Origin of the sequence: Fictibacillus sp. NRS-1165, from assembly GCF_050468105.1 — a bacterium.
In the GTDB taxonomy this organism is placed as follows: Bacteria; Bacillota; Bacilli; order Bacillales; family Fictibacillaceae; genus Fictibacillus_C; species Fictibacillus_C terrinigri.
Genome location: NZ_JBDPNU010000028.1, coordinates 17,434 through 38,239 on the forward strand (window position 1 = coordinate 17,434; position 20,806 = coordinate 38,239).

At 43.5% G+C, this 20,806-nt stretch carries 22 protein-coding genes and 1 riboswitch; of the genes, 15 read left to right on the forward strand and 7 right to left on the reverse strand.

Going from position 1 to position 20,806, the window contains the following annotated elements; all coding sequences use genetic code 11:
- Nucleotides 1–20 precede the first annotated feature (20 nt).
- From ABHN01_RS14050 to ABHN01_RS14070, 5 genes are all read right to left on the reverse strand, one after another.
- Nucleotides 21–806, reverse strand: coding sequence for a 3-hydroxybutyrate dehydrogenase (locus tag ABHN01_RS14050; protein WP_290398423.1), 786 nt, complete (start codon nucleotides 804–806; stop codon nucleotides 21–23).
- 105 nt (nucleotides 807–911) lie between these two features.
- Nucleotides 912–2,306: a GntP family permease gene (locus tag ABHN01_RS14055; protein WP_429876071.1), complete on the reverse strand. Its 1,395-nt coding sequence runs from the start codon at nucleotides 2,304–2,306 to the stop codon at nucleotides 912–914.
- A 98-nt stretch (nucleotides 2,307–2,404) separates the two neighbouring features.
- Nucleotides 2,405–3,082, reverse strand: coding sequence for a 3-oxoacid CoA-transferase subunit B (locus ABHN01_RS14060; RefSeq protein WP_429876072.1), 678 nt, complete (start codon nucleotides 3,080–3,082; stop codon nucleotides 2,405–2,407).
- Nucleotides 3,083–3,099: 17 nt separating this feature from the next.
- Entirely contained in the window at nucleotides 3,100–3,789 is a 690-nt protein-coding gene (locus ABHN01_RS14065; RefSeq protein ID WP_429876073.1) for a CoA transferase subunit A, read from the reverse strand.
- Nucleotides 3,790–4,029: 240 nt separating this feature from the next.
- Nucleotides 4,030–4,905, reverse strand: coding sequence for a chemotaxis protein (locus ABHN01_RS14070; RefSeq protein ID WP_429876074.1), 876 nt, complete (start codon nucleotides 4,903–4,905; stop codon nucleotides 4,030–4,032).
- 192 nt (nucleotides 4,906–5,097) lie between these two features.
- Here ABHN01_RS14070 and ABHN01_RS14075 point away from each other — a divergent pair, with 192 nt between their 5' ends.
- The 6 genes from ABHN01_RS14075 (at nucleotide 5,098) to ABHN01_RS14100 (ending at nucleotide 11,864) form a co-directional block, all read left to right on the forward strand.
- Nucleotides 5,098–7,494: a 3-hydroxyacyl-CoA dehydrogenase/enoyl-CoA hydratase family protein gene (locus ABHN01_RS14075; protein WP_429876075.1), complete on the forward strand. Its 2,397-nt coding sequence runs from the start codon at nucleotides 5,098–5,100 to the stop codon at nucleotides 7,492–7,494.
- 18 nt (nucleotides 7,495–7,512) lie between these two features.
- On the forward strand, nucleotides 7,513–8,694 hold the full coding sequence (locus ABHN01_RS14080) for an acetyl-CoA C-acetyltransferase (protein ID WP_429876090.1): 1,182 nt from the start codon (nucleotides 7,513–7,515) through the stop codon (nucleotides 8,692–8,694).
- 22 nt (nucleotides 8,695–8,716) lie between these two features.
- A complete protein-coding gene (locus ABHN01_RS14085) occupies nucleotides 8,717–10,501 on the forward strand; it encodes an acyl-CoA dehydrogenase family protein (protein ID WP_429876076.1) in 1,785 nt (594 codons plus the stop codon).
- Between the two features lie 210 nt (nucleotides 10,502–10,711).
- Nucleotides 10,712–11,071, forward strand: coding sequence for an arsenate reductase family protein (locus ABHN01_RS14090; RefSeq protein ID WP_290398430.1), 360 nt, complete (start codon nucleotides 10,712–10,714; stop codon nucleotides 11,069–11,071).
- A gap of 77 nt (nucleotides 11,072–11,148) precedes the next feature.
- Nucleotides 11,149–11,535: a glycine cleavage system protein GcvH gene (gene gcvH, locus ABHN01_RS14095; RefSeq protein ID WP_053357260.1), complete on the forward strand. Its 387-nt coding sequence runs from the start codon at nucleotides 11,149–11,151 to the stop codon at nucleotides 11,533–11,535.
- Nucleotides 11,536–11,615: 80 nt separating this feature from the next.
- The gene (locus tag ABHN01_RS14100; RefSeq protein ID WP_429876077.1) at nucleotides 11,616–11,864 is read left to right on the forward strand and encodes a YusG family protein; all 249 of its coding nucleotides are present in this window, start codon (nucleotides 11,616–11,618) and stop codon (nucleotides 11,862–11,864) included.
- Between the two features lie 95 nt (nucleotides 11,865–11,959).
- Here the strand turns inward: ABHN01_RS14100 and ABHN01_RS14105 are convergent, their stop codons facing one another.
- Complete coding sequence (locus ABHN01_RS14105) at nucleotides 11,960–12,340, reverse strand: KGG domain-containing protein (RefSeq protein ID WP_429876078.1); 381 nt, start codon at nucleotides 12,338–12,340, stop codon at nucleotides 11,960–11,962.
- A gap of 302 nt (nucleotides 12,341–12,642) precedes the next feature.
- Here ABHN01_RS14105 and ABHN01_RS14110 point away from each other — a divergent pair, with 302 nt between their 5' ends.
- The 9 genes from ABHN01_RS14110 (at nucleotide 12,643) to ABHN01_RS14150 (ending at nucleotide 19,818) form a co-directional block, all read left to right on the forward strand.
- Nucleotides 12,643–12,990: a toprim domain-containing protein gene (locus ABHN01_RS14110; protein WP_290398433.1), complete on the forward strand. Its 348-nt coding sequence runs from the start codon at nucleotides 12,643–12,645 to the stop codon at nucleotides 12,988–12,990.
- Between the two features lie 173 nt (nucleotides 12,991–13,163).
- Nucleotides 13,164–13,493 carry a thioredoxin family protein gene (locus ABHN01_RS14115; protein WP_429876079.1) on the forward strand — a complete coding sequence of 110 codons (330 nt, stop codon included), beginning with the start codon at nucleotides 13,164–13,166 and terminating at the stop codon, nucleotides 13,491–13,493.
- 406 nt (nucleotides 13,494–13,899) lie between these two features.
- A complete protein-coding gene (gene sigI / locus ABHN01_RS14120; protein WP_429876080.1) occupies nucleotides 13,900–14,646 on the forward strand; it encodes an RNA polymerase sigma-I factor in 747 nt (248 codons plus the stop codon).
- A gap of 132 nt (nucleotides 14,647–14,778) precedes the next feature.
- Nucleotides 14,779–16,017: an anti-sigma factor domain-containing protein gene (locus ABHN01_RS14125; protein WP_429876081.1), complete on the forward strand. Its 1,239-nt coding sequence runs from the start codon at nucleotides 14,779–14,781 to the stop codon at nucleotides 16,015–16,017.
- A gap of 102 nt (nucleotides 16,018–16,119) precedes the next feature.
- Entirely contained in the window at nucleotides 16,120–16,422 is a 303-nt protein-coding gene (locus tag ABHN01_RS14130; RefSeq protein ID WP_429876082.1) for a hypothetical protein, read from the forward strand.
- A gap of 123 nt (nucleotides 16,423–16,545) precedes the next feature.
- Nucleotides 16,546–16,658, forward strand: a riboswitch (SAM riboswitch).
- Between the two features lie 87 nt (nucleotides 16,659–16,745).
- Nucleotides 16,746–17,771 carry a methionine ABC transporter ATP-binding protein gene (locus ABHN01_RS14135; RefSeq protein WP_429876083.1) on the forward strand — a complete coding sequence of 342 codons (1,026 nt, stop codon included), beginning with the start codon at nucleotides 16,746–16,748 and terminating at the stop codon, nucleotides 17,769–17,771.
- Nucleotides 17,764–18,429, forward strand: coding sequence for a methionine ABC transporter permease (locus ABHN01_RS14140; protein ID WP_290398439.1), 666 nt, complete (start codon nucleotides 17,764–17,766; stop codon nucleotides 18,427–18,429). Before ABHN01_RS14135 ends, ABHN01_RS14140 begins: the two co-directional genes overlap by 8 nt.
- Nucleotides 18,430–18,459: 30 nt before the next feature.
- Nucleotides 18,460–19,287 carry a MetQ/NlpA family ABC transporter substrate-binding protein gene (locus ABHN01_RS14145; protein ID WP_429876084.1) on the forward strand — a complete coding sequence of 276 codons (828 nt, stop codon included), beginning with the start codon at nucleotides 18,460–18,462 and terminating at the stop codon, nucleotides 19,285–19,287.
- 96 nt (nucleotides 19,288–19,383) lie between these two features.
- Nucleotides 19,384–19,818: an RDD family protein gene (locus tag ABHN01_RS14150; protein ID WP_429876085.1), complete on the forward strand. Its 435-nt coding sequence runs from the start codon at nucleotides 19,384–19,386 to the stop codon at nucleotides 19,816–19,818.
- 28 nt (nucleotides 19,819–19,846) lie between these two features.
- Here the strand turns inward: ABHN01_RS14150 and ABHN01_RS14155 are convergent, their stop codons facing one another.
- On the reverse strand, nucleotides 19,847–20,692 hold the full coding sequence (locus ABHN01_RS14155; protein ID WP_429876086.1) for a metallophosphoesterase: 846 nt from the start codon (nucleotides 20,690–20,692) through the stop codon (nucleotides 19,847–19,849).
- Nucleotides 20,693–20,806 lie beyond the last annotated feature (114 nt).

Here is a 20,806-nt window from a genome sequence, read left to right on the forward strand (position 1 = left end):
CTCGAAGTTGATCTCTATTTTTATTGGGCGGTGTATCCGCCGTCGATGACAATGGCCTGGCCAGTAACTCCTCCAGCTTTATTGCTGGCGAGGAAGATCGCATAATCAGAGATCTCCTTAACTGAAAGCAGTCGTTTTTGCGGAACGAGAGGATAGATGACCTCCTCCAAAACTTTTTCAAGTTCTACATTCCGGGTCCGTGCCAAGTCTGAGAGCTGATTTCTTACAAGCGGTGTATCGACATATCCAGGGCAGATGGCATTTACCGTAATTCCATGCTCTGCACCCTCAAGGGCAGCCACTTTTGTCAGACCGATCACGCCATGCTTCGCACTGTTATAAGCAGCTTTTCCGGCAAACCCGACGAGCCCATTGATGGAGGCCATATTAATGATGCGCCCGAAGCCTTGTTTTTTCATGATCGGAAATGCATGCTTTGTCGCCATGAATGGCGCAGTCAGCATCACTTTGATCAGAAGCTCAAATTTCTCAGTCGGGAACTCTTCAATCGGTGATACGTGCTGGAGGCCAGCATTGTTGATGACGACGTCCAGTCTTTCGAATTCCTTAACAGCCTCATCCATGGCTTGTTTGAGAATCCTTTCATCGCTGACATCACAAGCTGTTCCTATAGCATGATATCCTTTTTCCCGCAGTGAAGCGGCCGCATCTCTGGCCTTTTCCTCATTTAAATCACAAATGGCCACTTTTGCGCCTTCTTTGGCAAAGTCAATAGCGATCTCAAGTCCGATTCCGCTTGCAGCTCCTGTAATAAATGCGACTTTATCCTGTACTAAGCTTCCCATACCATTTTCTCCTTTTTACGTGTTGATGTAAGCAAAATTTGTGAAGGAATGTCTAGCTCCAGCACCCAAGGCTAAAGCGTGTTTCTTGTGTTCATCCCAGGTAAATCAAACGATGCCAAAAAGATAATAGAGGGCGATCACGAAAAATACAGCAATCGTTTTAATGATGGTCATCGCAAAAATGTCAAAATAGGATTGTTTATGTGTTAATCCCGTAACAGCAAGCAAGGTGATGACTGCTCCGTTATGAGGAAGAGTGTCCATTCCGCCGCTCGCCATGGAAGCGACTCTGTGAAGAACTTCAGGGTCGATACCAAGTTTGTCGGCCTGTGCGGCATACTTATCTCCCATCGTGGCAAGGGCAATACTCAAACCGCCGGAGGCTGAACCCGTAATGCCAGCCAGGGCAGTTGTTGTCACGGCTTCGTTAACGAGAGGATCCTGAATGGTATCGGCCATCCCTTTGTTAACTGCCGCAAAGCCAGGGAGAGCCGCGATCACTCCACCGAATCCGTATTCGGAAGCGGTATTGAGCGTAGCGAGCAGTGCTCCGCCGATTGAAACATTGATGCCGGCATTGAAATTTGATTTTACTTGTCTGAAAGCAAACAAGAGAACGGTTACAATTCCGATCACAAGGGCTCCTTCGACCGCCCATACCGCAGCGAGTTTAGGAATTTCAACAGGAGGGACATCCTTCATTCCAATTTTTGAGAAATCAAACACGGTTCCGTAATACTTAGGAATGAGGTTCGTAAATACTTTATTGAAAATACCGACGAGAAGAATAGGCAGGATGGCAACAAAGGCATTTGGCAGCACTTCATCCGGAATTTGTTCCGGCTCGTTAATATGACCGGTTCCATAGCCCTCTCCAGCTCTGGCTGCTTTCCTTCTTCTCCATTCCAGATAGGTCATCCCAATCGCAAGAACAAACAGACCGCCGATCAATCCAAGCCAAGGTGCAGCCCACGTATCCGTCTTAAAAAACGTAGTAGGAATGATATTCTGAATTTGCGGTGTTCCCGGGAATGCATCCATCGTAAAGGTGAACGCACCGAGCGCAATCGTTCCAGGGATGAGGCGTTTCGGAATATCCGCCGCTTTAAATAGCTCGGAAGCGAACGGATAGAGTGCAAAGGCTACGACGAACAGGGAGACGCCGCCATAGGTAAGGATAGCCCCGACAAGGACAATAGCCAGCATGGCTCTGCTCGGTCCGATTAATCTGATGACCGCTCTTGTAATGGATTTTGCAAAGCCTGACATTTCTATTACTTTTCCGAAAATCGCACCAAGCAGGAAGACAGGGAAATATAGTTTAATAAACCCGACCATCTTTTCCATGAACACTCCCGAGAAGAACGGGAGGACATGGCCAGGATCAGTTAAAAGGACGGCGAAAAGCGCAGCGATCGGTGCAAACAAAATAACGCTGAAGCCGCGGTACGCGACAAACATAAGGAAAAATAAAGCCAATAAGATAATAATGATATCCACTAGGTAACCCCCCTATTGTGTTAATGACCTGAATGTTAAAGTCTTTTGGAAAACGGTTGAAGGAACGGCATCTCTCCTTTCATTGCTCTGGACATCATTTAATAGGAATCGAGCTTAATATTTTCTGAAAGAGTAAGGTCGGGCTCGGTGCATTGGCAGATGTCTTCCACGTTATAGCCCTTGGCTACTTCGACAAGCTCCAAACCGTTATCGGTGACGTCGATCACAGCTCGTTCTGTGATCATCCGGTTGACCACACCTCGCCCCGTTAACGGCAGGGTACATTCATCTAATATCTTGCTTTTTCCGTCTTTGCTGACATGGTCCATGATGACGACGATCTTTTTCGCCCCGTGGACAAGATCCATCGCGCCTCCCATGCCTTTTATCATTTTTCCGGGGATCATCCAGTTCGCCAGGTCGCCACTTTTGGAAACCTCCATGCCTCCAAGGATCGCCACATCGATATGCCCGCCCCGGATCATTCCGAAGGATTCTGCACTGTCAAAATAAGAAGCGCCCTCGATTGCTGTGACCGTTTCCTTCCCGGCATTGATTAAATCAGGATCAACGTTAGCTTCATCAGGGTAAGGCCCTATTCCTAAAAGTCCGTTCTCAGACTGCAAAACAACACGCTTATCTCCCGAGATATAATTGGCAACGAGAGTAGGCATTCCGATCCCTAGATTGACATAGTAACCGCTTTCAATTTCCTGTTCAGCACGTCTGGCGATTTTTTCTCTAATCGCTTTTTTGTCCATTACTTTCATACTCATCGATATCCTCCGTTCTATTAATTGGCAACTGTTAACCTTTCAATTCTTTTTTCCTGTGACCCGACAATAAGGGACTGGACATAGATTCCAGGAGTGTAGACGGCATCGGCATCCAAAAATCCTGTCTCGTTCAGTTCTTCCACCTCTGCGATCGTTACCTTGCCCGCTGCGGCCATCAGAGGATTAAAGTTTCTTGCTGTTTTGTGATAGACCAAATTGCCCATTCTGTCCGCTTTGGCAGCCCGAATGAGACTGAAATCTGCCTGAAGCCCCGTTTCCAGCATGTATTCTTTCCCTCCGAAAGATCTGATCTCTCTGCCTAGAGCAAGTGGAGTTCCTACTCCGGCAGGGGTATAAAACGCCGGGATGCCTGCACCGCCTGCTCGGATACGCTCCGCCAATGTGCCTTGCGGGATCAGTTCAACCTCAATTTCACCCGATAAAACTTGCCGCTCAAATTCTTTGTTCTCTCCTACATAAGAACCTACCATCTTCTTTATCTGGTTATTTTTCAGAAGAAGGCCAAGGCCCCAATCATCGACGCCACAGTTATTGGAGATGATGGTTAAATCCTTAGTCCCTTTTTCGACAAGGGCAAGAATAAGATTTTCAGGGATACCGACCAAGCCAAAACCGCCTACCATAAGTACGGAACCGTCCTGAATGTCCTTTACCGCTTCTTTAAATGAAGATAATACAGGTTTCATAAATGTTCACTCCTTTTTTCTGCTCTGTCATTCTATCTTGCAAGTTCCGTGCCAAAATGAAGCAGATAAAGGGCTGTCACACTTTTGATATTTTTATGAATATTTTAAAGAGAGAAAATTCCGGTAATGCGGAAAAAAAGTGAAGGTAAATGACCGGAAAGGCAAAAGAGAAAAGGACAAAACCCTTTTCCGAAAAAACGGAATCAATTCCGTTTTTTCGGAAAAGATTCCGTCGAAATGTTATAGATTATTTACAGTTTTCCAGAGTTTGGCCAGCGAGGTACTGATAGAGTCGATGATTTTATCTGTTTTAAAATAATACAAGTGGGAGAGAGGAGACCATGAAGTGAAAAGATTTCCTGTGTTCACTTCGATGTCTTTTGTCACAGACCGGCTGTATTCTTCATTTAATGTTTTTAAAGGAAATGCAATAACATCATCCTGATCATAAAAATTAATCCATTCACCCTGCACACGGCTGTAGTGTGTTATTAAAAGCGGTGATGGAACACGGATGGGACTGTCAAAATCTGAATATCTCAACGTCCATAGAGGCATGGGAGTCCCCATCGTATAAAAGCTCGTCAGGGTTTCACCGTTTTCAAGAGGGTTGTCTGATTTAATCCGTTTTATAGATTCAGAAATTTTATCCGGTATATATTGAAGGTCATAAAAATAATTGCTTGCAATGACGGTGCCAAGGCTGTGGGAGACAACAGACAGAGGGGTTTGATCTCCTGCTTTGTTCCGAAGCGTATGCAAGGCTTTCGCCACGGTCTCATGTACTCGTTCATAATTAGGATTTAAATGGGGCAGTGCTGCAGGAGCAGGCTGATAGGCGATGGCATCTCCGAAAAAGCGGATGACAAACTTGCGGAGAGGAGCATAGTTGAGCGATATCTTTTGGTTCACCGATGTCCATAAGTCCTCTTCACGGTCATTAAATACGCTGCCCCAAAAAACAGGTATCATTTCAAGCTGTGTTTCGGGTGAATGATGATGGGAAGCGATTTTTGTTCCGAAGCTGCGGTTTAAAGCCTGCATAAAATCATCGGCGAATGTTTCATCCTGATTGCCGATGCCATGGAGGATCAGAACTCCTAATTTAACTGACATGACTTCACTTCCTTTGATGTTAGTCTCGCCTTTACTATGACAAAAACCTTTACAAAAAGAAAGAAAATTCTATGTTGTCAAAATAATTAAAATGAATTATGATGGGTGTAGAACTAAATTTCAAAATTAGTCATTTATTTTTTGCCCTAAAAATGAATGAGTGTTCATTCAATAGCTGAAGGAGGAAATAAGATGGCCATAACCATTCAAAAGGCTGCTGTTCTAGGGTCTGGAGTGATGGGAGCAGGAATCGCTGCACATCTCGCGAATGTTGGAATCCCTACTCTGCTTCTGGATATGGTGCCGAGAGAGTTGTCAGAAGCTGAAAAGGCAAAAGGCATCACGGAAGAAAGCCCGCAGTTCCGCAACAGGCTCACCATACAGGCAAAAGAAAGAATGCTTAAGCAAAAACCAGCACCTCTGGCAGTAAAAGAAAATCTCAATTTAATCTCAATCGGAAACTTCACAGATGATTTACCAAAGCTGGATGATGTGGACTGGATCATCGAGGTCGTTGTTGAACGGCTGGATGTAAAGCGTCAGATCTTTGAACAAGTGGAGCAATTCCGCAAGAAAGGTTCGATCATCAGCTCGAACACATCAGGTATTTCGATCCATGCGATGGCAGCGGACCGTTCCGATGATTTTAAGGAGCATTTTCTTGGCACACATTTCTTTAATCCGCCGCGATACTTAAAACTGTTGGAGATTATTCCAACAAAAGATACCAGCCCTGATATTGTTTCTTTTATGAAAGAGTTTGGGGAGAACATACTTGGAAAAGGCGTAGTTATCGCAAAAGATACACCGAACTTCATCGCTAACCGGATTGGCACTTACGGCCTGATGGTCACTGTTCAGGAAATGATGAAGCAAGGCTACAGCGTAGGAGAGGTTGATTCTGTAACTGGTCCGCTGATCGGCCGCCCGAAGAGTGCCACCTTCAGAACACTGGACGTGGTAGGTTTGGACACCTTCCTTCACGTGGCAAGGAATGTTTATGATCAGGTTGAAGGAAAAGAGAAAGAAGTGTTTGACGTTCCTCCATTCTTGAATGAAATGGTCGAAAAAGGATGGATGGGAAGCAAGTCAGGCCAAGGTTTCTACTTAAAACAGAAAGGTAAGCAGGGCGGAGAGATCCTTGAACTTGATCCTTCCACACTGGAATACAAGCCTCGCCAAAAGCTGAAAACGGCTACCACCGAGCAGGCGAAACAATTAAAAACAACAGAGCAAAAAGTGAAAGCGCTTTTATACAGTAAAGACCGAGCAGGGGAGATGCTCTGGTCCATTGTTAAGCCAGTGTTGATCTATTCTGCTGAAAAAGCATACGAAATCGCTGATGATATAGTTGCCATTGATAATGCGATGAAATGGGGCTTCGGATGGGAGCACGGGCCATTTGAGATCTGGGATGCCATCGGAGTAAAGGAATCCGTAAAACGCATGGCCGATGAAGGAGAAGCTGTTCCCGCCTGGATCCATGAGTTTATTGAAAACGGAAACACTTCGTTCTACCAGACAGCACAGGGTGAAGTTTCATTCTATCATAACGGTGACTATAGAAGAGTCAACGAAAACAAAAAGACGATCCACCTTTCATTGCTGAAAAACAAAGGAAACCTGATCACAAGGAACAACGGTGCGAGCCTGATCGACATGGGTGATGGTGTAGCGTGTCTGGAATTTACGTCCCCAAACAATGCGATGGGGCCAGACATCATCATGATGATCCACAAAGCGCTGGAAGAAGTAGAACGAAATTACGAAGGGCTTGTCATCGGGAATCAGGGAAAAAACTTCTGTGTGGGTGCAAACCTGATGCTCATTTTAATGGAGGCACAGGATGACAACTTCTATGAGCTGGATATGATGGTACGCCAGTTTCAGAACACGATGGGCATGGTCCGCTACAGCAAAAAGCCGGTCGTTACTGCAAACTTCGGCATGAGCCTAGGAGGCGGAGTGGAAGTTTCGCTTCCTGCAGCTGAGATGCAAATGTCTGCCGAAACCTATATGGGTCTGGTAGAAGTAGGTGTCGGATTAATACCGGGTGGGGGCGGAAACAAAGAATTGCTGCTTCGCCAAGTGGAACGTCTCCCTAAAGGTGCGAAACTTGATCTTCAAGGAGTTGTTAACCAAGTTTTTGAAACAATTGCTATGGCTAAAGTTTCTACCTCCGCACAAGAAGCTGAAAAACTCGGATTCTTAAGGCCGCAGGATGGAATCTCTGTTAACAGCGATCACCTGTTGTATGATGCGAAACAGCGAGTGCTCTCCTTAGCGAAGCAAGGGTATCAGCCGCCGAAACGCAAAAAGATACCTGTGGTTGGAGAAGCAGGGTATGCGACACTTTCACTCGGTGCGGAAACGATGAGATTTGGGGGTTACGTCTCTGAGCATGATCTGAAAATTGCTAAAAAGCTTGCCTTTGTACTTTCAGGCGGAAGAGTTCCTGAAGGCACACTGGTCGATGAACAATACTTATTAGATCTTGAAAGGGAAGCTTTCTTGAGTCTTGCGGGTGAGCCAAAATCTCAGGCGAGAATGCAATACATGCTGACTAAAGGAAAACCGCTTCGCAACTAAAAGGAGGGGAAAACAATGCTGAAAGATGCTGTAATCGTAGCAGGTGCAAGAACACCGATAGGAAAAGCAAAAAAAGGGTCATTCGCTCAGATGCGTTCAGATGAGCTTGCCGCAATCACTGTAAAAGAAACACTGCGGCGTGCAAGCGGTGGTTATGACGGCCCGATCGATGATCTGATTATGGGGTGTGCCATTCCAGAGGCAGAGCAGGGAATGAACATGGCAAGATTAATCGGGGCGAGAGCAGGTCTCCCGGATACCATACCGGCAATCACTGTTAACCGATTCTGTTCTTCGGGGCTTCAAAGTATCGCCTATGGCGCCGAGAAGATTATGCTCGGGCATGCTGAAGCTGTGCTGGCCGGGGGAGCGGAATCCATGAGCTTGCTGCCGATGGAAGGCCATGTCATCAAACCGAATCCTCACCTTGTTGAAACGGTTCCTCAATATTACATGGGCATGGGCTTCACGGCTGAAGAAGTGGCAAAGCGGTTCGGTGTTACGAGGGAAGACCAGGATGCCTTTGCGGTTCGAAGCCATCAAAATGCAGCACGGGCCATTAAAGAAGGCAGATTCAAGGACGAAATTGTACCTGTCTCCGTGACGAGGCGCTGGCTTGGAGAAGATAACAAGCTAAAAGAAAAAGAGTTTGTGGTTGATACGGACGAAGGTGTTCGTCCTGATACCTCGTTAGAAGGCCTCTCCCGCCTGCGCCCTGCGTTCTCCATCAACGGCTCGGTAACAGCAGGGAACGCATCACAGACAAGTGATGGTGCTGCGACTGTTCTTGTGATGGACCGTGAAAAAGCAGAAGCAGAGGGATTGACGCCGCTGCTGAAGTTCAGAAGCTTTGCCGTGGCGGGTGTACCGCCTGAAATCATGGGAATCGGACCTGTTGCTGCTGTTCCTAAAGCGTTAAAACTTGCGGGACTTGAAGTATCCGATATCGGCTTGTTTGAGCTCAATGAAGCGTTCGCCTCACAGGCTGTACAGGTCATTCGCGAGCTTGGCCTTCCGGAAGACAGAGTCAATGTCAATGGAGGAGGTATCGCTCTAGGCCATCCGCTTGGATGCTCCGGAGCAAAACTTACTCTTACCCTTCTTCATGAGATGAAGCGGAGAGGAGAGCAGTTTGGTGTCGTAACCATGTGCATCGGCGGCGGCATGGGCGCTGCTGGCGTGTTCGAATTAGTAGGCTAATCCAATACAGGAGGATATAAACATGTCTAACACAATGGAAAAGGTTTTTAAAGGCGGAAGCTTTTTAGTGGAAGATATTCAGGCTGAGGACCTCTTCACACCGGAGGATTTTTCAGAAGAACACCTCATGATCGCAAAGACAACCGAGGATTACGTGGTTAAGGAAGTTGTCCCGCAAATCGATAAGCTCGAAAACCATGAGTTTGATATTTCTAAACAGCTTTTGACAAAAGCAGGGGAACTTGGTCTTCTTGGTGCTGACGTTCCTGAAGAATACGGCGGACTTGGCCTTGATAAGATCTCTTCTTCATTGATTACTGAGAAGTTTGCACGCGGACGCGGTTTTTCCATCAGCTATGGCGCCCACGTCGGAATCGGTTCTCTGCCGATCGTGCTTTTCGGTAACGAAGAACAGAAGAAAAAGTATCTCCCGGATCTGGCAGTTGGAGCAAAAATCGCAGCGTATGCACTTACAGAACCCGGATCAGGATCCGATGCACTGGGTGCTAAAACAACAGCACGATTGAACGCTGAAGGCACTCATTATGTGCTGAACGGAGAAAAGCAATGGATCACAAATTCCGCTTTTGCCGATGTGTTTGTAGTTTATGCAAAAATTGATGGAGAACAATTCTCTGCATTCATCGTAGAAAGAGATTTTCCGGGAGTATCCACAGGCCCTGAAGAAAAGAAAATGGGGATCAAATCTTCTTCTACACGAACACTTATTTTAGAAGATGTTCATGTGCCGAAAGAAAACCTTCTTGGTGAAGCAGGAAGAGGTCACATCATCGCGTTCAACATCCTGAACATCGGACGCTATAAATTGGCGATCGGCTGTGTCGGTGCGGCGAAGCGCGGAATCGAAGTTTCAGCGAAGTATGCAAACGAGCGTACACAGTTTAAACGCAAAATCAGCTCTTTTAGCCTGATTCAGGAAAAACTGGCAAACATGGCACTTCAAACATACGCATCAGAAAGCTCGGTTTACCGCACGGTCGGTTTGTTTGAATCCCGTCTTGGAAGCTTAAGTGATGAAGCACAGAAGGATGGCTTGCAAATCGGTAAAGCCATCGCGGAATACGCGATTGAGTGCTCCCTGAACAAGTTCTTCGCATCTGAAGTACTGGATTATGTTGCAGATGAAGCCGTGCAAATCCACGGAGGATACGGCTTTATGAGTGAATATGAAGTAGAGGGCATGTATCGTGATGCCCGAATTAACCGTATTTTTGAAGGAACAAATGAGATCAACCGCTTGCTCGTGCCAGGAACCCTCGTCCGTAAAGCAATGAAAGGCGAGCTTCCTCTCATCGAAAAAGCAACGGCTCTTCAAAATGAGCTCATGATGATGATGCCTCAAGAGGTGGGCACTGAACCGCTTGAGCAGGAGAAATACCTCATAAGCATGGCCAAAAAAGTCATCCTGATGGTAGCTGGACTCGCTGTTCAGAAGTTCGGGCCAAAGCTTGAAAACGAGCAGGAACTGCTCGCAAATGTAGCTGATATGATCAGTGAAGTGTACGCGATGGAATCTGTGGCTCTACGCACGGAAAAAGCGATCAACAGAACAAGCTTGGAAAGAAATACGCAAAAGCTGCTCATGACAGAAGTGTTCTGTCAGGAAGCCTTCAACCGCATCGAAGCCCATGCGAAGGAATCCATCATTGGAGTGGAAGAAGGAGACACGCTGCGAATGATGCTGTCTGCGCTCCGCAAGCTTACCCGTCACACACCGATCAACGTCATCAAGAAGAAACGTGAAATTGCAGCTGTGGTTTTGGAAGAAGAACGCTACGTCATTTAAATAATTTCTAATAATGCCTTATCTTTAAAAATACTCTCACTTTGGCTCCGGTTATTCACCGGAGCACTTTTTTGTATATTCAACGGTGCCAGGCACCGTTATTACACATGTGTCAAACTCCGGTGCCTGGCACCAAAAAACGTGATTAATTTCCCTTTACCTGGCTAGACTATTTTGTGATACTATGGAAGGGAAGGAGAGAAAAATGACATGAGTTTAACTTTTTATCAATACCCAAAATGTGGAACTTGCCAAAAGGCTAAAAAGTGGCTGGAGTCCCATGATGTTGAATTTGAATCCGTACATATCGTTGAAAATCCTCCTTCAAAAGAGGAAATTAAAGAGCTGGTAGACAAAAGCGGCCTTGAGATCAAAAAGTTCTTTAATACGAGCGGGATGAAGTACAGAGAGCTTGGTTTAAAAGACAAAGTAAAAACCGCTTCCGAAGATGAGCTGCTTGATTTTCTGGCTTCTGACGGCATGCTGCTAAAAAGGCCGATTACTACGGACGGAAACAAAGTAACTGTCGGATTTAACGAAGATACATATAAGCAAACATGGAGTAAGTGATGTTATTAGTTGCTTAACTATAATAAATTTAATATTATAGTTATTATAAATAACAAGAAAAAGCTGGAGGGATACAAATGAATTTTCCAAAAGAATTGCGTTATTCAGAAGAACACGAATGGGTAAAGGTTGAAGATGGAAATAAAGTAAGGATTGGTATTACTGACTTTGCACAGGATGAACTGGGCGATATCGTTTTTGTAGAGCTTCCAGAAGTTGGCGATGAAATTAAAGCGGACGAGCCTTTCGGCAGTGTTGAATCTGTTAAAACGGTTTCTGAGCTCTATGCTCCCATCTCTGGCAAGGTTGTTGAAATCAACGAAGATCTTGATGACAGCCCTGAGCTTGTAAACGAGTCTGCGTATGAAAAAGCGTGGATGATCGTTGTTGAGGCATCTGATCTTTCTGAGACTGAAAACCTCATGACTGCTGAACAATATGAAGAAATGACAAAAGAAGACTAAATCCTTCTTCCAAAAAGTTTAATGAGCCCGCTTCTTTCCGGAGACAATAGTAACATCTTCAATGGGAGGAAGTGAGTTTATTGGATTCAAAAAACTCAGGATCTAAATCTGACATTACGTCCAAAGTGTACGGGAAAATGGATATGGGGTATTTGTCTCTGTTCCATGATAACCAAAGAATAGGCCGCGTCATCTTTTCTGACCAGGGGAATCAGTATGAAATGGATGAAGGCTTTGAATTTGATGCTGACAAAATTTATAAAAAAGAAAACAGTTCAGCAGAATATCCCAATAGTTATGTTCAGGGTTGCGATGAGGGCTGGTGTTAATTTCGAAAGCGCTAATGCCATGACTGGTCTTAAGCATTGAAGCTGCACAAGGAAACAAGGACAAGCCCATAGGCTTGTCCTTGTTTGGTTATTTATTAATCATCGCTACGGCTGTTACCGCCTTTTTTACCGATCTCTCTGTAAAAATCTTTATCATGACTTTCTGAAGTAGCTTCTCCGCCCTTTTTACCGATCTCTTGGTAAAAATCTTTATCATGGCTCTCAGCCGTGGCTTCTCCGCCCTTTTTCCCTATATCTTGATAGAAGTCCTTATCATGGCTCTCAGCCGTGGCTTCTCCGCCTTTTTTACCGATTTCTTGATAAAATTCCTGATCGTGGTTCTCAGAAGTTGCGTTACCGCCTTTTTTGCCGATTTCCTGATAAAAATCTTTACCATGAGTTTTTGATGTCTTTTCTCCGCCCATGCGTCCTGCTTCTTCTCTGCTCATTCCGTCTCGGTTATTATTATTAGCCATTTCAAATTCCTCCTCTTAATGCTAGATAGTATTTGCCAACAGCCTTTTGCTTTGTGCTGCTGAACTTAGAGAAACAATATCCCCTTTTTAAAATCATTAAACGGCTTTAAGTGAAGATAGTAAGAATTTCCTTACTAACTTGCTCTCTTGTAGTAAGATATTCAGACCTGGCGGGTAAATGGTAAGTCGATTTATTAACATTCCAAAGAGGATTCTAATAAAATAAAGGGTATTATAGTAAGTAAGGGAAAATATCAATCGCTTTAATACTTGTTCTTTAGAAGATATAGGAGAGATGATTGATGAATAACAACTTGGATAAAGTGATTATAGTAGAAGGAAAATCAGACAAAGATAAGCTGATTTCTATCCTTAATGAACCCGTTGAGATCATCTGTACAAATGGAACGATGGGGCTGTCACGGCTTGAAGAACTGGCCATTGAAATTGAGAACAGAGATGTATATATTTTGGTTGATGCAGATGAGGCAGGAGCAAAATTAAGAAAAATGCTTCAGAGGGAGCTTCCGAATGCAGAGCATCTTTATATTCATAAAATGTACCGTGAAGTAGCAAAAACACCGCTCATGTATCTCGCTAATATATTGCTTGGGGCGCGTTTCACAGTAAATAAAGAATGTTTAGGATAAGGATCTATATGACGGCGAGAAATCCTCTTTCTTAGATGCAAGGCATGTCTTATCCATTGAAAGGTATAGAGGATTTCTTGACTTTGTTCAGTTGACAAGATCCACTGAATCCGGGATATTCAAATACACAGGGGACCAACAGAGCTTAATAACATTTGCAACTGGAGAGGGATATGAAGGATTTAACAAACATAGAGATTCGTGATTTTATTGAGGGTTCAACAGAGGAGCCGGCTGCTCTATACATACAGACACCGCTGTGCGGCACATGTAAAATGGGAAGGCGGATGCTGGATATTACATTGGAAGCGATAAGCCAGTCACAAGATGCTGAACCTAAAATCGGAGCCTGCAACTTAAATGCAATGCCAGAGCTTGCTGAAAAGTACAGCATCACAAGTGTTCCTTGCCTCCTTTTTTTAAATCGGGGGATCGCTGTCAAGAAGATTTATGCCATGCAATCAGTTGATTTTTTGTATAAAAACTTAAAAAAGTACCTTTAAAAGACACGATTTGTGTCTTTTTTTATTTTTAAGGGGGTTTTTTAAGATGTAATAGATGGATTATGTGGTAAAATCAAGTGGAAATGTGTAATAAATTTTACATACTGACTCAGGTGCAGCAGAATAAAACGACATCTCCAAACAGCAGTGATAGCAAGCAAGTCACCGCTTCCAAACGATTTATAGGTAAAGACTGTAAAACTTTTCCTTTTCAGGCGCATGACAAAAACATTACAATTGTTATGAGTCCTGTAACATTGTTATACAACTGTATCCTACAAACCTGCGAATCAATGGTATAAATGTATAGGAGAGCTTGAAACATGTTTGCTCCTGTCGACTTTTGGCAATATATCATTCATTTTGTCCAAAAGTACAAAACAACCTGGATTTAAGAGGTGAAACTATGTCTACTGCATTTGTACCAGCTATTCGCAACAATACACCAATAATTAACATTGAAGATAAAGTATTAAAAATTCAAAGAGGGAATGATTCCTTAAGAAACGAGCTGATCGAAGCTTATCAGCCGTTCATTAAGAAAGTGACTTCAAAGGTATGCAGTCAATATATAGATCGTACGATGGACGAATTTAGTGTAGGTCTCTACGCGTTTAATGAAGCCATTGATCAATATCAAGAAGGTCAGGGAAGCCGTTTTCTTTCTTTTGCCGACATGGTCATACGCCGAAGAGTGATTGACTATATAAGAAAAGAAGTCAGGCAGAACCGACTCATCTACTTGCAGCCGGATGAAGAGGATGAAGAAGGCCGTCTCGAAGACAGCTATGCAGAACAGAAAGCTGCCATGGAGCATTACGAAGAAAAAATCCAGGCAGAAAACCGCGTTTATGAAATCGAAGAATACCAAAAACTGCTGAAGGAATTCAGCTTGAACTTTAAAGTGTTGAGCAAACACTGCCCGAAGCACGTTGATGCAAGGGAAAATGCAAAAGAAATCGCTCGTTTGTTAGTAGAAAACCAAGAAATGGCTGAATTTTTATTGGAGAAAAAACAACTTCCTATAAAAGATTTATTAAGTATGGTTTCCTGCAGTCGTAAAACAATAGAGAGAAATCGAAAATATATAATAGCGGTATCGCTAATATATCTAGGGGACTTTAAAGCGTTAAAGTCTTATATTCAGCCTTAAATAAGGGGAAGTTAAACGGTTGTAATTATTCGTGGGGAACGTACGTCTTAATTCGTAAAGCAAAAAAGCAATAAATCCCATGATGGTTATGATACGAAGCAGATCCTTCGCCTAGCAGGAGGGATATGTGGGATGAAAAATGGTGTTTTAATGGAAGTAAAGAAAGGAAAAGCCGTTTTATTAACGAAAGATGGCTGTTTCATTACCGTAAGAGTACCACGCGGAGAACATCCGGTGGTAGGTATGGAATACAGTATTTCAAGGTTTACAAAAAGCAGGGTACGACGATTGCTCTTTCCTTCTCTTTCACTTACTATAGGAGCATTGCTTATATATGTTTTATTTTCAGGAGTCTATCCACTGGGCCGCAACGACAATACTGTTGCGGCTTATGTGAGTTTTGATGTAAATCCGAGTCTTGAAACGGGAGTTAACCATGATTTGCAAGTCATAAAAGTTAAAGCCTACAATGCGGAAGGCAAAAAAATTCTCCAATCATTAAATCACAAAAAAAACGTAAGCCTCTCCCAGTTCGCCTCATCTTTGCTGAATGCCTATGAAAGCAAGGGATATTTAACAGAAAACCCGGATGTAATGATTGGTACCACGATTGTGGACGCCGAAAATGATAAACTTTCATCTTCATTGGATGAAGCGGTTTCATCCATAAAACGAAATGCCGCGGTCTTTAATACGAAAGCGGCTATCATGGTAAAAAGTATTAACACGGAAAAACGGAAAGTCGCCCAAAAGAACGGGGTATCTTCCGGTAAATATATGATGTACCTGGATGCGAAAAGAAAAGATAAGAATATATCTCTTCATCAAGTGAAGAACATGTCATATACCGAACTAAAGGAAAAGATCGAACCTGATCGCAAGCTTCCGAAAAAAGAAATAAACCATAAAAAGAAAATCTCAGAAAAAATGATAAGACACCCAAGAACTATTGAAACGATAACCATTAAGACAAGCTCTTTGCAGGGCACCTCATCTAAGGAGATTGTATCCAGACCGGAAGACCGACAGGCAGAAAATAACCGAGTTACTGGATCGGAAAATCAGAAGGTCCGAAAAATGGAACAGGGGAAAGGTTCAAAAGCGGTTAAGCGTCATTCCTCAAAGACTATACAGAAACCAAAACCTAATCATAAACAGCCAGCAGATTACACGCGGCACGGAAAAAATACCAAGATGAAAACTGTTCCAAAACACCCTGATGCTTCTGAAAAGATAAAACATGAGAACCACGATAAGAAATGGGGCAATAATGAAGAAACACCAAAGGCAACCCCGTACAGGCACCATGAAAAAAAGGCCTGGAAAAAAGCAAAACCAAAAAAATTAAAAGTACATGAAAAAGCAAGCTAATAATCGACAGGGCGTATGTAATCTGTCGAAGGAAAATTCAAGGAAGACATCCTCCTCCTCCAGAACATTTACCTATAGATGTTTTTTAAGAGGGGGATGTTTATGGATTGGATTCAATGGCAGGAAAGGGTTCAAAATACAGCCTTTCTTCAGCCGCTCATTGGAATGGGAATTCCTCATGTAAAGGCTGAAGCAGAATGTATATATTTTTCCTTTACAAGTAAAAGCAGCGGTTCTAAAAAAACATTGATGATATCGGGCAGCCGGGGTGAACTTCAAGAGATGCTTGACGGCCATTATCGGCTTAGCGATTTAATCAAGCAAAAGAAAGTGACCTTTTCGGGTACGTACAGAGAACAGCTGAAACTGGAATCTCTCCTCTTTTTATGCAAAAAGAATTCCTAAGTCAAAAGAAACGGGTCTTTCTATCTAAAATTTATGAACAATGGATTGACACTCCCCAATGGGTAATGTTAAAATTCGAAACGTGTAAAGAAAAGCGAACTAAATAGCGATTAACAAAATTCGTTCTTATCGCGAGTGGTGGAGGGACTGGCCCTGTGAAACCCGGCAACCGTTAAGCATTACCTGCTTAAAAAGGTGCCAAATCCTGCAAAGCAGCCTGCTTTGGGAGATGAGTGACGGTGCATATATAAATGATTATGCCCTTCTGCTCATGACCTGCAGAAGGGCATTCTTTATTTTAAGAAAGTGAGGGATACAGTCTCTTGATAACATTAGACGCAGTTAAAAAGATTTTCCAGACGAAAGACGGAGCGGTAAACGCGGTTGACCATGTTGACCTTTCCATAGAACAAGGAGAAATTTTCGGGATTATTGGATACAGCGGGGCAGGGAAAAGTACGTTGATCCGTATGCTCAACATGCTGGAAAGACCGACGAGCGGAGATGTTACTGTAGCCGGAAAAAATCTTTCCCAGCTCAGTAACAGGGAGCTGCGGAAAGCTCGTCAGGAAATCAGCATGATCTTTCAGCACTTCAATTTACTTTGGTCCAGAACGGTAAAGGAAAATATTGCTTTTCCACTGGAGATTGCAGGTGTACCAAAAGAGGAGCGCCAAAAACGAGTCGATGAACTGATTAAGCTTGTCGGACTCGAAGGGCGTGGTGAATCGTATCCGTCCCAATTGAGTGGAGGACAAAAGCAAAGAGTGGGGATCGCTCGTGCTTTGGCGAACAATCCTAAAGTTCTTCTGTGTGATGAGGCGACTTCGGCTTTGGACCCGAAAACAACGGACAGCATCCTTAACCTATTGGTTGAGATTAATCAAAAACTGGATTTGACCATCGTTCTTATTACACATGAGATGCATGTGATCCGAAAAATCTGTCATCGTGTAGCGGTTATGGAAGATGGCAGGATTGTGGAACAGGGTCCGGTTCTCGATGTTTTCAGACATCCGAAAGAGTTCATTACGAAAGATTTTGTCAAGCAAATAACGGAGCCGGAAGAAACAACGGATATGATCAAACAGCTGGCCTCTGAAAAGCCGCAAAGCAAGATTGTTCAGCTTACTTTTGTTGGCGGAAGTGCGGAGCAGCCTGTTATCACTGAGGTGATCCGAAAATTTGATGTTCATGTGAATATCCTTCAGGGCAAGGTATCCCAAACGCAGAACGGACCGTATGGAACCTTGTTCATTCAACTGGAAGGTGCCGATCAAGAGGTCGATGAAGCGGTAACCTATATGAATGGGCAGAAAGTAGAAGTGGAGGTGATCTCATATGAATAATCTTTTTCCGAACGTGGATTGGGCGCAAATGTGGGCCTCTACCGGAGAAACGCTATACATGACAGCAATCGCTGTCCTCGCCACTTTTATTATCGGTCTTTTCTTAGGGTTGGCATTATTTTTAACGGGTAAAGGGAACCTATGGGAGAACAAGTTTTTTAACTTTGTCATTGCAGCAATCGTAAACATCTTTCGATCCATACCGTTTATCATTCTCATCATTTTATTGATTCCGCTAACCCTTTTCTTAGTAGGATCTATGCTTGGAGCGAATGCGGCACTTCCTGCTTTGATCATCGGCGCTGCACCGTTTTACGCCAGGATGGTCGAGATTGCACTTCGGGAGGTTGATAAGGGAGTCATCGAAGCGGCAAAATCGATGGGTTCCAGCAACAGTCAAATCATTTTTAAAGTTTTGATTCCTGAAAGTCTCCCCGCACTGATTTCCGGTATTACGGTCACGTCCATCGCGCTTGTCGGCTATACAGCAATGGCGGGAGTAGTTGGAGCGGGAGGGCTCGGAAATCTGGCATTCCTTGAAGGATTCCAGCGTACGCAAAATGATGTAACGTTTGTCGCTACTGTGATCATCCTAATCATTGTATTTATCATCCAGTTGATTGGGGATAATGTAACTCGTACCATTGATAAACGTTAAGGTCTATATTACACAACCAGGAGGAGCAACATGAAAAAAATTATCGCAATCGTCCTTATGCTTGCACTGACAGCAGCACTTGCTGCCTGTGGGGCAAACGGAGGAAAAGAGAAGAAACTTGCTGACGATAAAATCGTTGTGGGAGCATCCAATGTCCCTCATGCTGAAATTCTTGAAGCGGCCAAGCCTTTAATGAAGAAAAAAGGAATTGATCTTGAAATCAAAACGTTCCAGGATTATGTACTGCCTAACAAAGCGCTTGCGAACAATGAGATTGATGCTAACTACTTCCAGCACGTTCCATATTTGAAATCTCAAATGAAGGAAAACAAAAATTATAAGTTTGAAAATGCCGGTGGTATCCATCTCGAACCAATCGGCGTTTATTCTAAAAAGTACAAATCATTAAAAGAGCTTCCAGATGGCGCAACCATCATCATGAGTAACTCTGTTGCAGATCATGGACGTATGTTAACCCTTCTTGAACACGAAGGCCTGATCAAACTGAAAGCAAGTAAAGGCTACAATTCCAAAATCAAGGATATTGCAAAAAATCCTAAGCATTTAAAATTTAAAGCAGACATAGAGGCGGGCCTTCTTCCAAAAGCGTATCAAAAGGGAGAGGGAGACGCTGTCCTGATCAATACGAACTATGCGATCGACGCTGGGTTGAACCCTCAAAAGGATTCAATTGCCATTGAAAGCGCCGATTCACCATTTGTAAATATTATTGCTGTACGTAAAGGTGACAAAAACGCTAAAACAGTAAAAACGCTCGTTGAAGTGCTCCATTCTAAAGAGATCAAAGACTTTATCAATCAGAAATATAAAGGTGCCGTTGTACCGGTAAACAAATAAATTATTTCAATGAGGACAGCCTTTGGGCTGTTCTTTTTTTTGTCCATTAGTAATATTTGTAAGATGATTTATAAATTCGTTGTGGGGGGATGGATGATGGAAGTGCAGCAGCCGGCTGGTTTTTGGATCAGGCTAGGAGCCTGTATACTGGATGGACTTATTATCGGTATTATTTTAGCGTTCATCGGATTTTTATTTACTGGAGACTTTATATCAGAAGATCCGGGTGGCGATTGGTTTACGAATGTTGTGAGTTTTCTTTATGCGCTTTTGCTGCCAATCTTCTGGAGTGGTTATGTGATTGGCAAAAGAATCTGTGGCATTCGGATTGTAAAGGCAGATGGCAGCAAGCTTGGGTTTGGGGCGATGGTCATGAGGGTGTTGATCGGGGGCCTTATTTACGGGCTCACGCTAGGCATTGCATTGATTGTCAGTGCCTTTATGGTCGGTATACGAAAAGACAAAAGGGGCATTCATGATTTGATCGCAGGGACGTATGTTACCCACCTTCCCCCTCAAAAGGAAGGGTAAAGATAAAAATAAGACGGCTGCTGCCGTCTTATTTTAATGTGATCGATGTGATTTCGGGACGGCAGAAGAAACGGAAGGGGAGGTGAGTCGTCCCCATTCCTCTGTTTGTGTAGAGAAATTTGTTTTCTGCTTGATAAAGCCCGCTATGATATTTTCTGCCCATTTTAGAAGTGACGATGGGACCGAACAGGGGCAAGCGGATTTGGCCGCCATGGCTATGGCCAGATAGCTGCAGATCAACAGGGAACTTGGTGCTCACCTTAAAATAGTCGGGTTCATGAGCCAGCAGAAAGGTACAGCGTCCCTCAGGGATACCGGCTAGCGCTCTTTCGATATCCGCTTCTCCCCTTAAGTAATCATCCAGTCCGGCGATGTACAGTTCATCTTCTCCCTTTTTAATTCTCCTATTTTCATTGATAAGGAGTTCAAACCCGCTTTTGCCCAATAGCTCTGAAATCGTATGGATGTTTTCAAGATAATCATGATTGCCAAGCACGGCCAATTTTCCATAGGGAGCATTGATTTTTTTTAAGTAAGGCAAACTCTTGACAGCAGATTTCAACGATCGGTGGGAGTTGACTAAATCGCCTGTGAAGACGACCAGATCGGGGTTGAGTTTCTGAATTTCAACGGCCATTTTTGCAATATGTTTCGCTTTAAAATGAAAACCTAAGTGAAAATCACTGATATGAACGATATGGAATTTTTTAAAGCTATCAGGCAGCCTCTGGATTCTTATCTCTATTTTGTTCAGATCAAACCAATAGGGCTCAACAAAAGCGGAATAAAAAGCCGCTGCACCGGCTGCAGCTGCTAGACTGCCTATTCCGATTGAACCAGCGATCAATGATTTTTTTATTTTTTCCTCTTCCATCTTATACTCCTTTATTCAGCCTCTTTTAGCCCATTATATTCCCATCATCTGAATTCTTTAAGCAAAACGTTCCGCTGTTCCATGAAAGAAAGGATAAGAAGAGAAGCAATAACT

Coding starts and splice junctions, on each gene's coding strand:
- ABHN01_RS14115 (WP_429876079.1), top strand. CDS start 13,164: ATGAAGGATTTAACAAACATAGAGATTCGTGATTTTATTGAGGGTTCA.
- ABHN01_RS14065 (WP_429876073.1), bottom strand. CDS start 3,789: ATGAAACCTGTATTATCTTCATTTAAAGAAGCGGTAAAGGACATTCAG.
- ABHN01_RS14105 (WP_429876078.1), bottom strand. CDS start 12,340: ATGGCTAATAATAATAACCGAGACGGAATGAGCAGAGAAGAAGCAGGA.
- ABHN01_RS14145 (WP_429876084.1), top strand. CDS start 18,460: ATGAAAAAAATTATCGCAATCGTCCTTATGCTTGCACTGACAGCAGCA.
- ABHN01_RS14110 (WP_290398433.1), top strand. CDS start 12,643: ATGAATAACAACTTGGATAAAGTGATTATAGTAGAAGGAAAATCAGAC.
- gcvH (WP_053357260.1), top strand. CDS start 11,149: ATGAATTTTCCAAAAGAATTGCGTTATTCAGAAGAACACGAATGGGTA.
- ABHN01_RS14140 (WP_290398439.1), top strand. CDS start 17,764: ATGAATAATCTTTTTCCGAACGTGGATTGGGCGCAAATGTGGGCCTCT.
- ABHN01_RS14125 (WP_429876081.1), top strand. CDS start 14,779: ATGAAAAATGGTGTTTTAATGGAAGTAAAGAAAGGAAAAGCCGTTTTA.
- ABHN01_RS14155 (WP_429876086.1), bottom strand. CDS start 20,692: ATGGAAGAGGAAAAAATAAAAAAATCATTGATCGCTGGTTCAATCGGA.
- ABHN01_RS14060 (WP_429876072.1), bottom strand. CDS start 3,082: ATGAGTATGAAAGTAATGGACAAAAAAGCGATTAGAGAAAAAATCGCC.
- ABHN01_RS14090 (WP_290398430.1), top strand. CDS start 10,712: ATGAGTTTAACTTTTTATCAATACCCAAAATGTGGAACTTGCCAAAAG.
- ABHN01_RS14075 (WP_429876075.1), top strand. CDS start 5,098: ATGGCCATAACCATTCAAAAGGCTGCTGTTCTAGGGTCTGGAGTGATG.
- sigI (WP_429876080.1), top strand. CDS start 13,900: ATGTCTACTGCATTTGTACCAGCTATTCGCAACAATACACCAATAATT.
- ABHN01_RS14130 (WP_429876082.1), top strand. CDS start 16,120: ATGGATTGGATTCAATGGCAGGAAAGGGTTCAAAATACAGCCTTTCTT.
- ABHN01_RS14070 (WP_429876074.1), bottom strand. CDS start 4,905: ATGTCAGTTAAATTAGGAGTTCTGATCCTCCATGGCATCGGCAATCAG.
- ABHN01_RS14150 (WP_429876085.1), top strand. CDS start 19,384: ATGGAAGTGCAGCAGCCGGCTGGTTTTTGGATCAGGCTAGGAGCCTGT.
- ABHN01_RS14085 (WP_429876076.1), top strand. CDS start 8,717: ATGTCTAACACAATGGAAAAGGTTTTTAAAGGCGGAAGCTTTTTAGTG.
- ABHN01_RS14050 (WP_290398423.1), bottom strand. CDS start 806: ATGGGAAGCTTAGTACAGGATAAAGTCGCATTTATTACAGGAGCTGCA.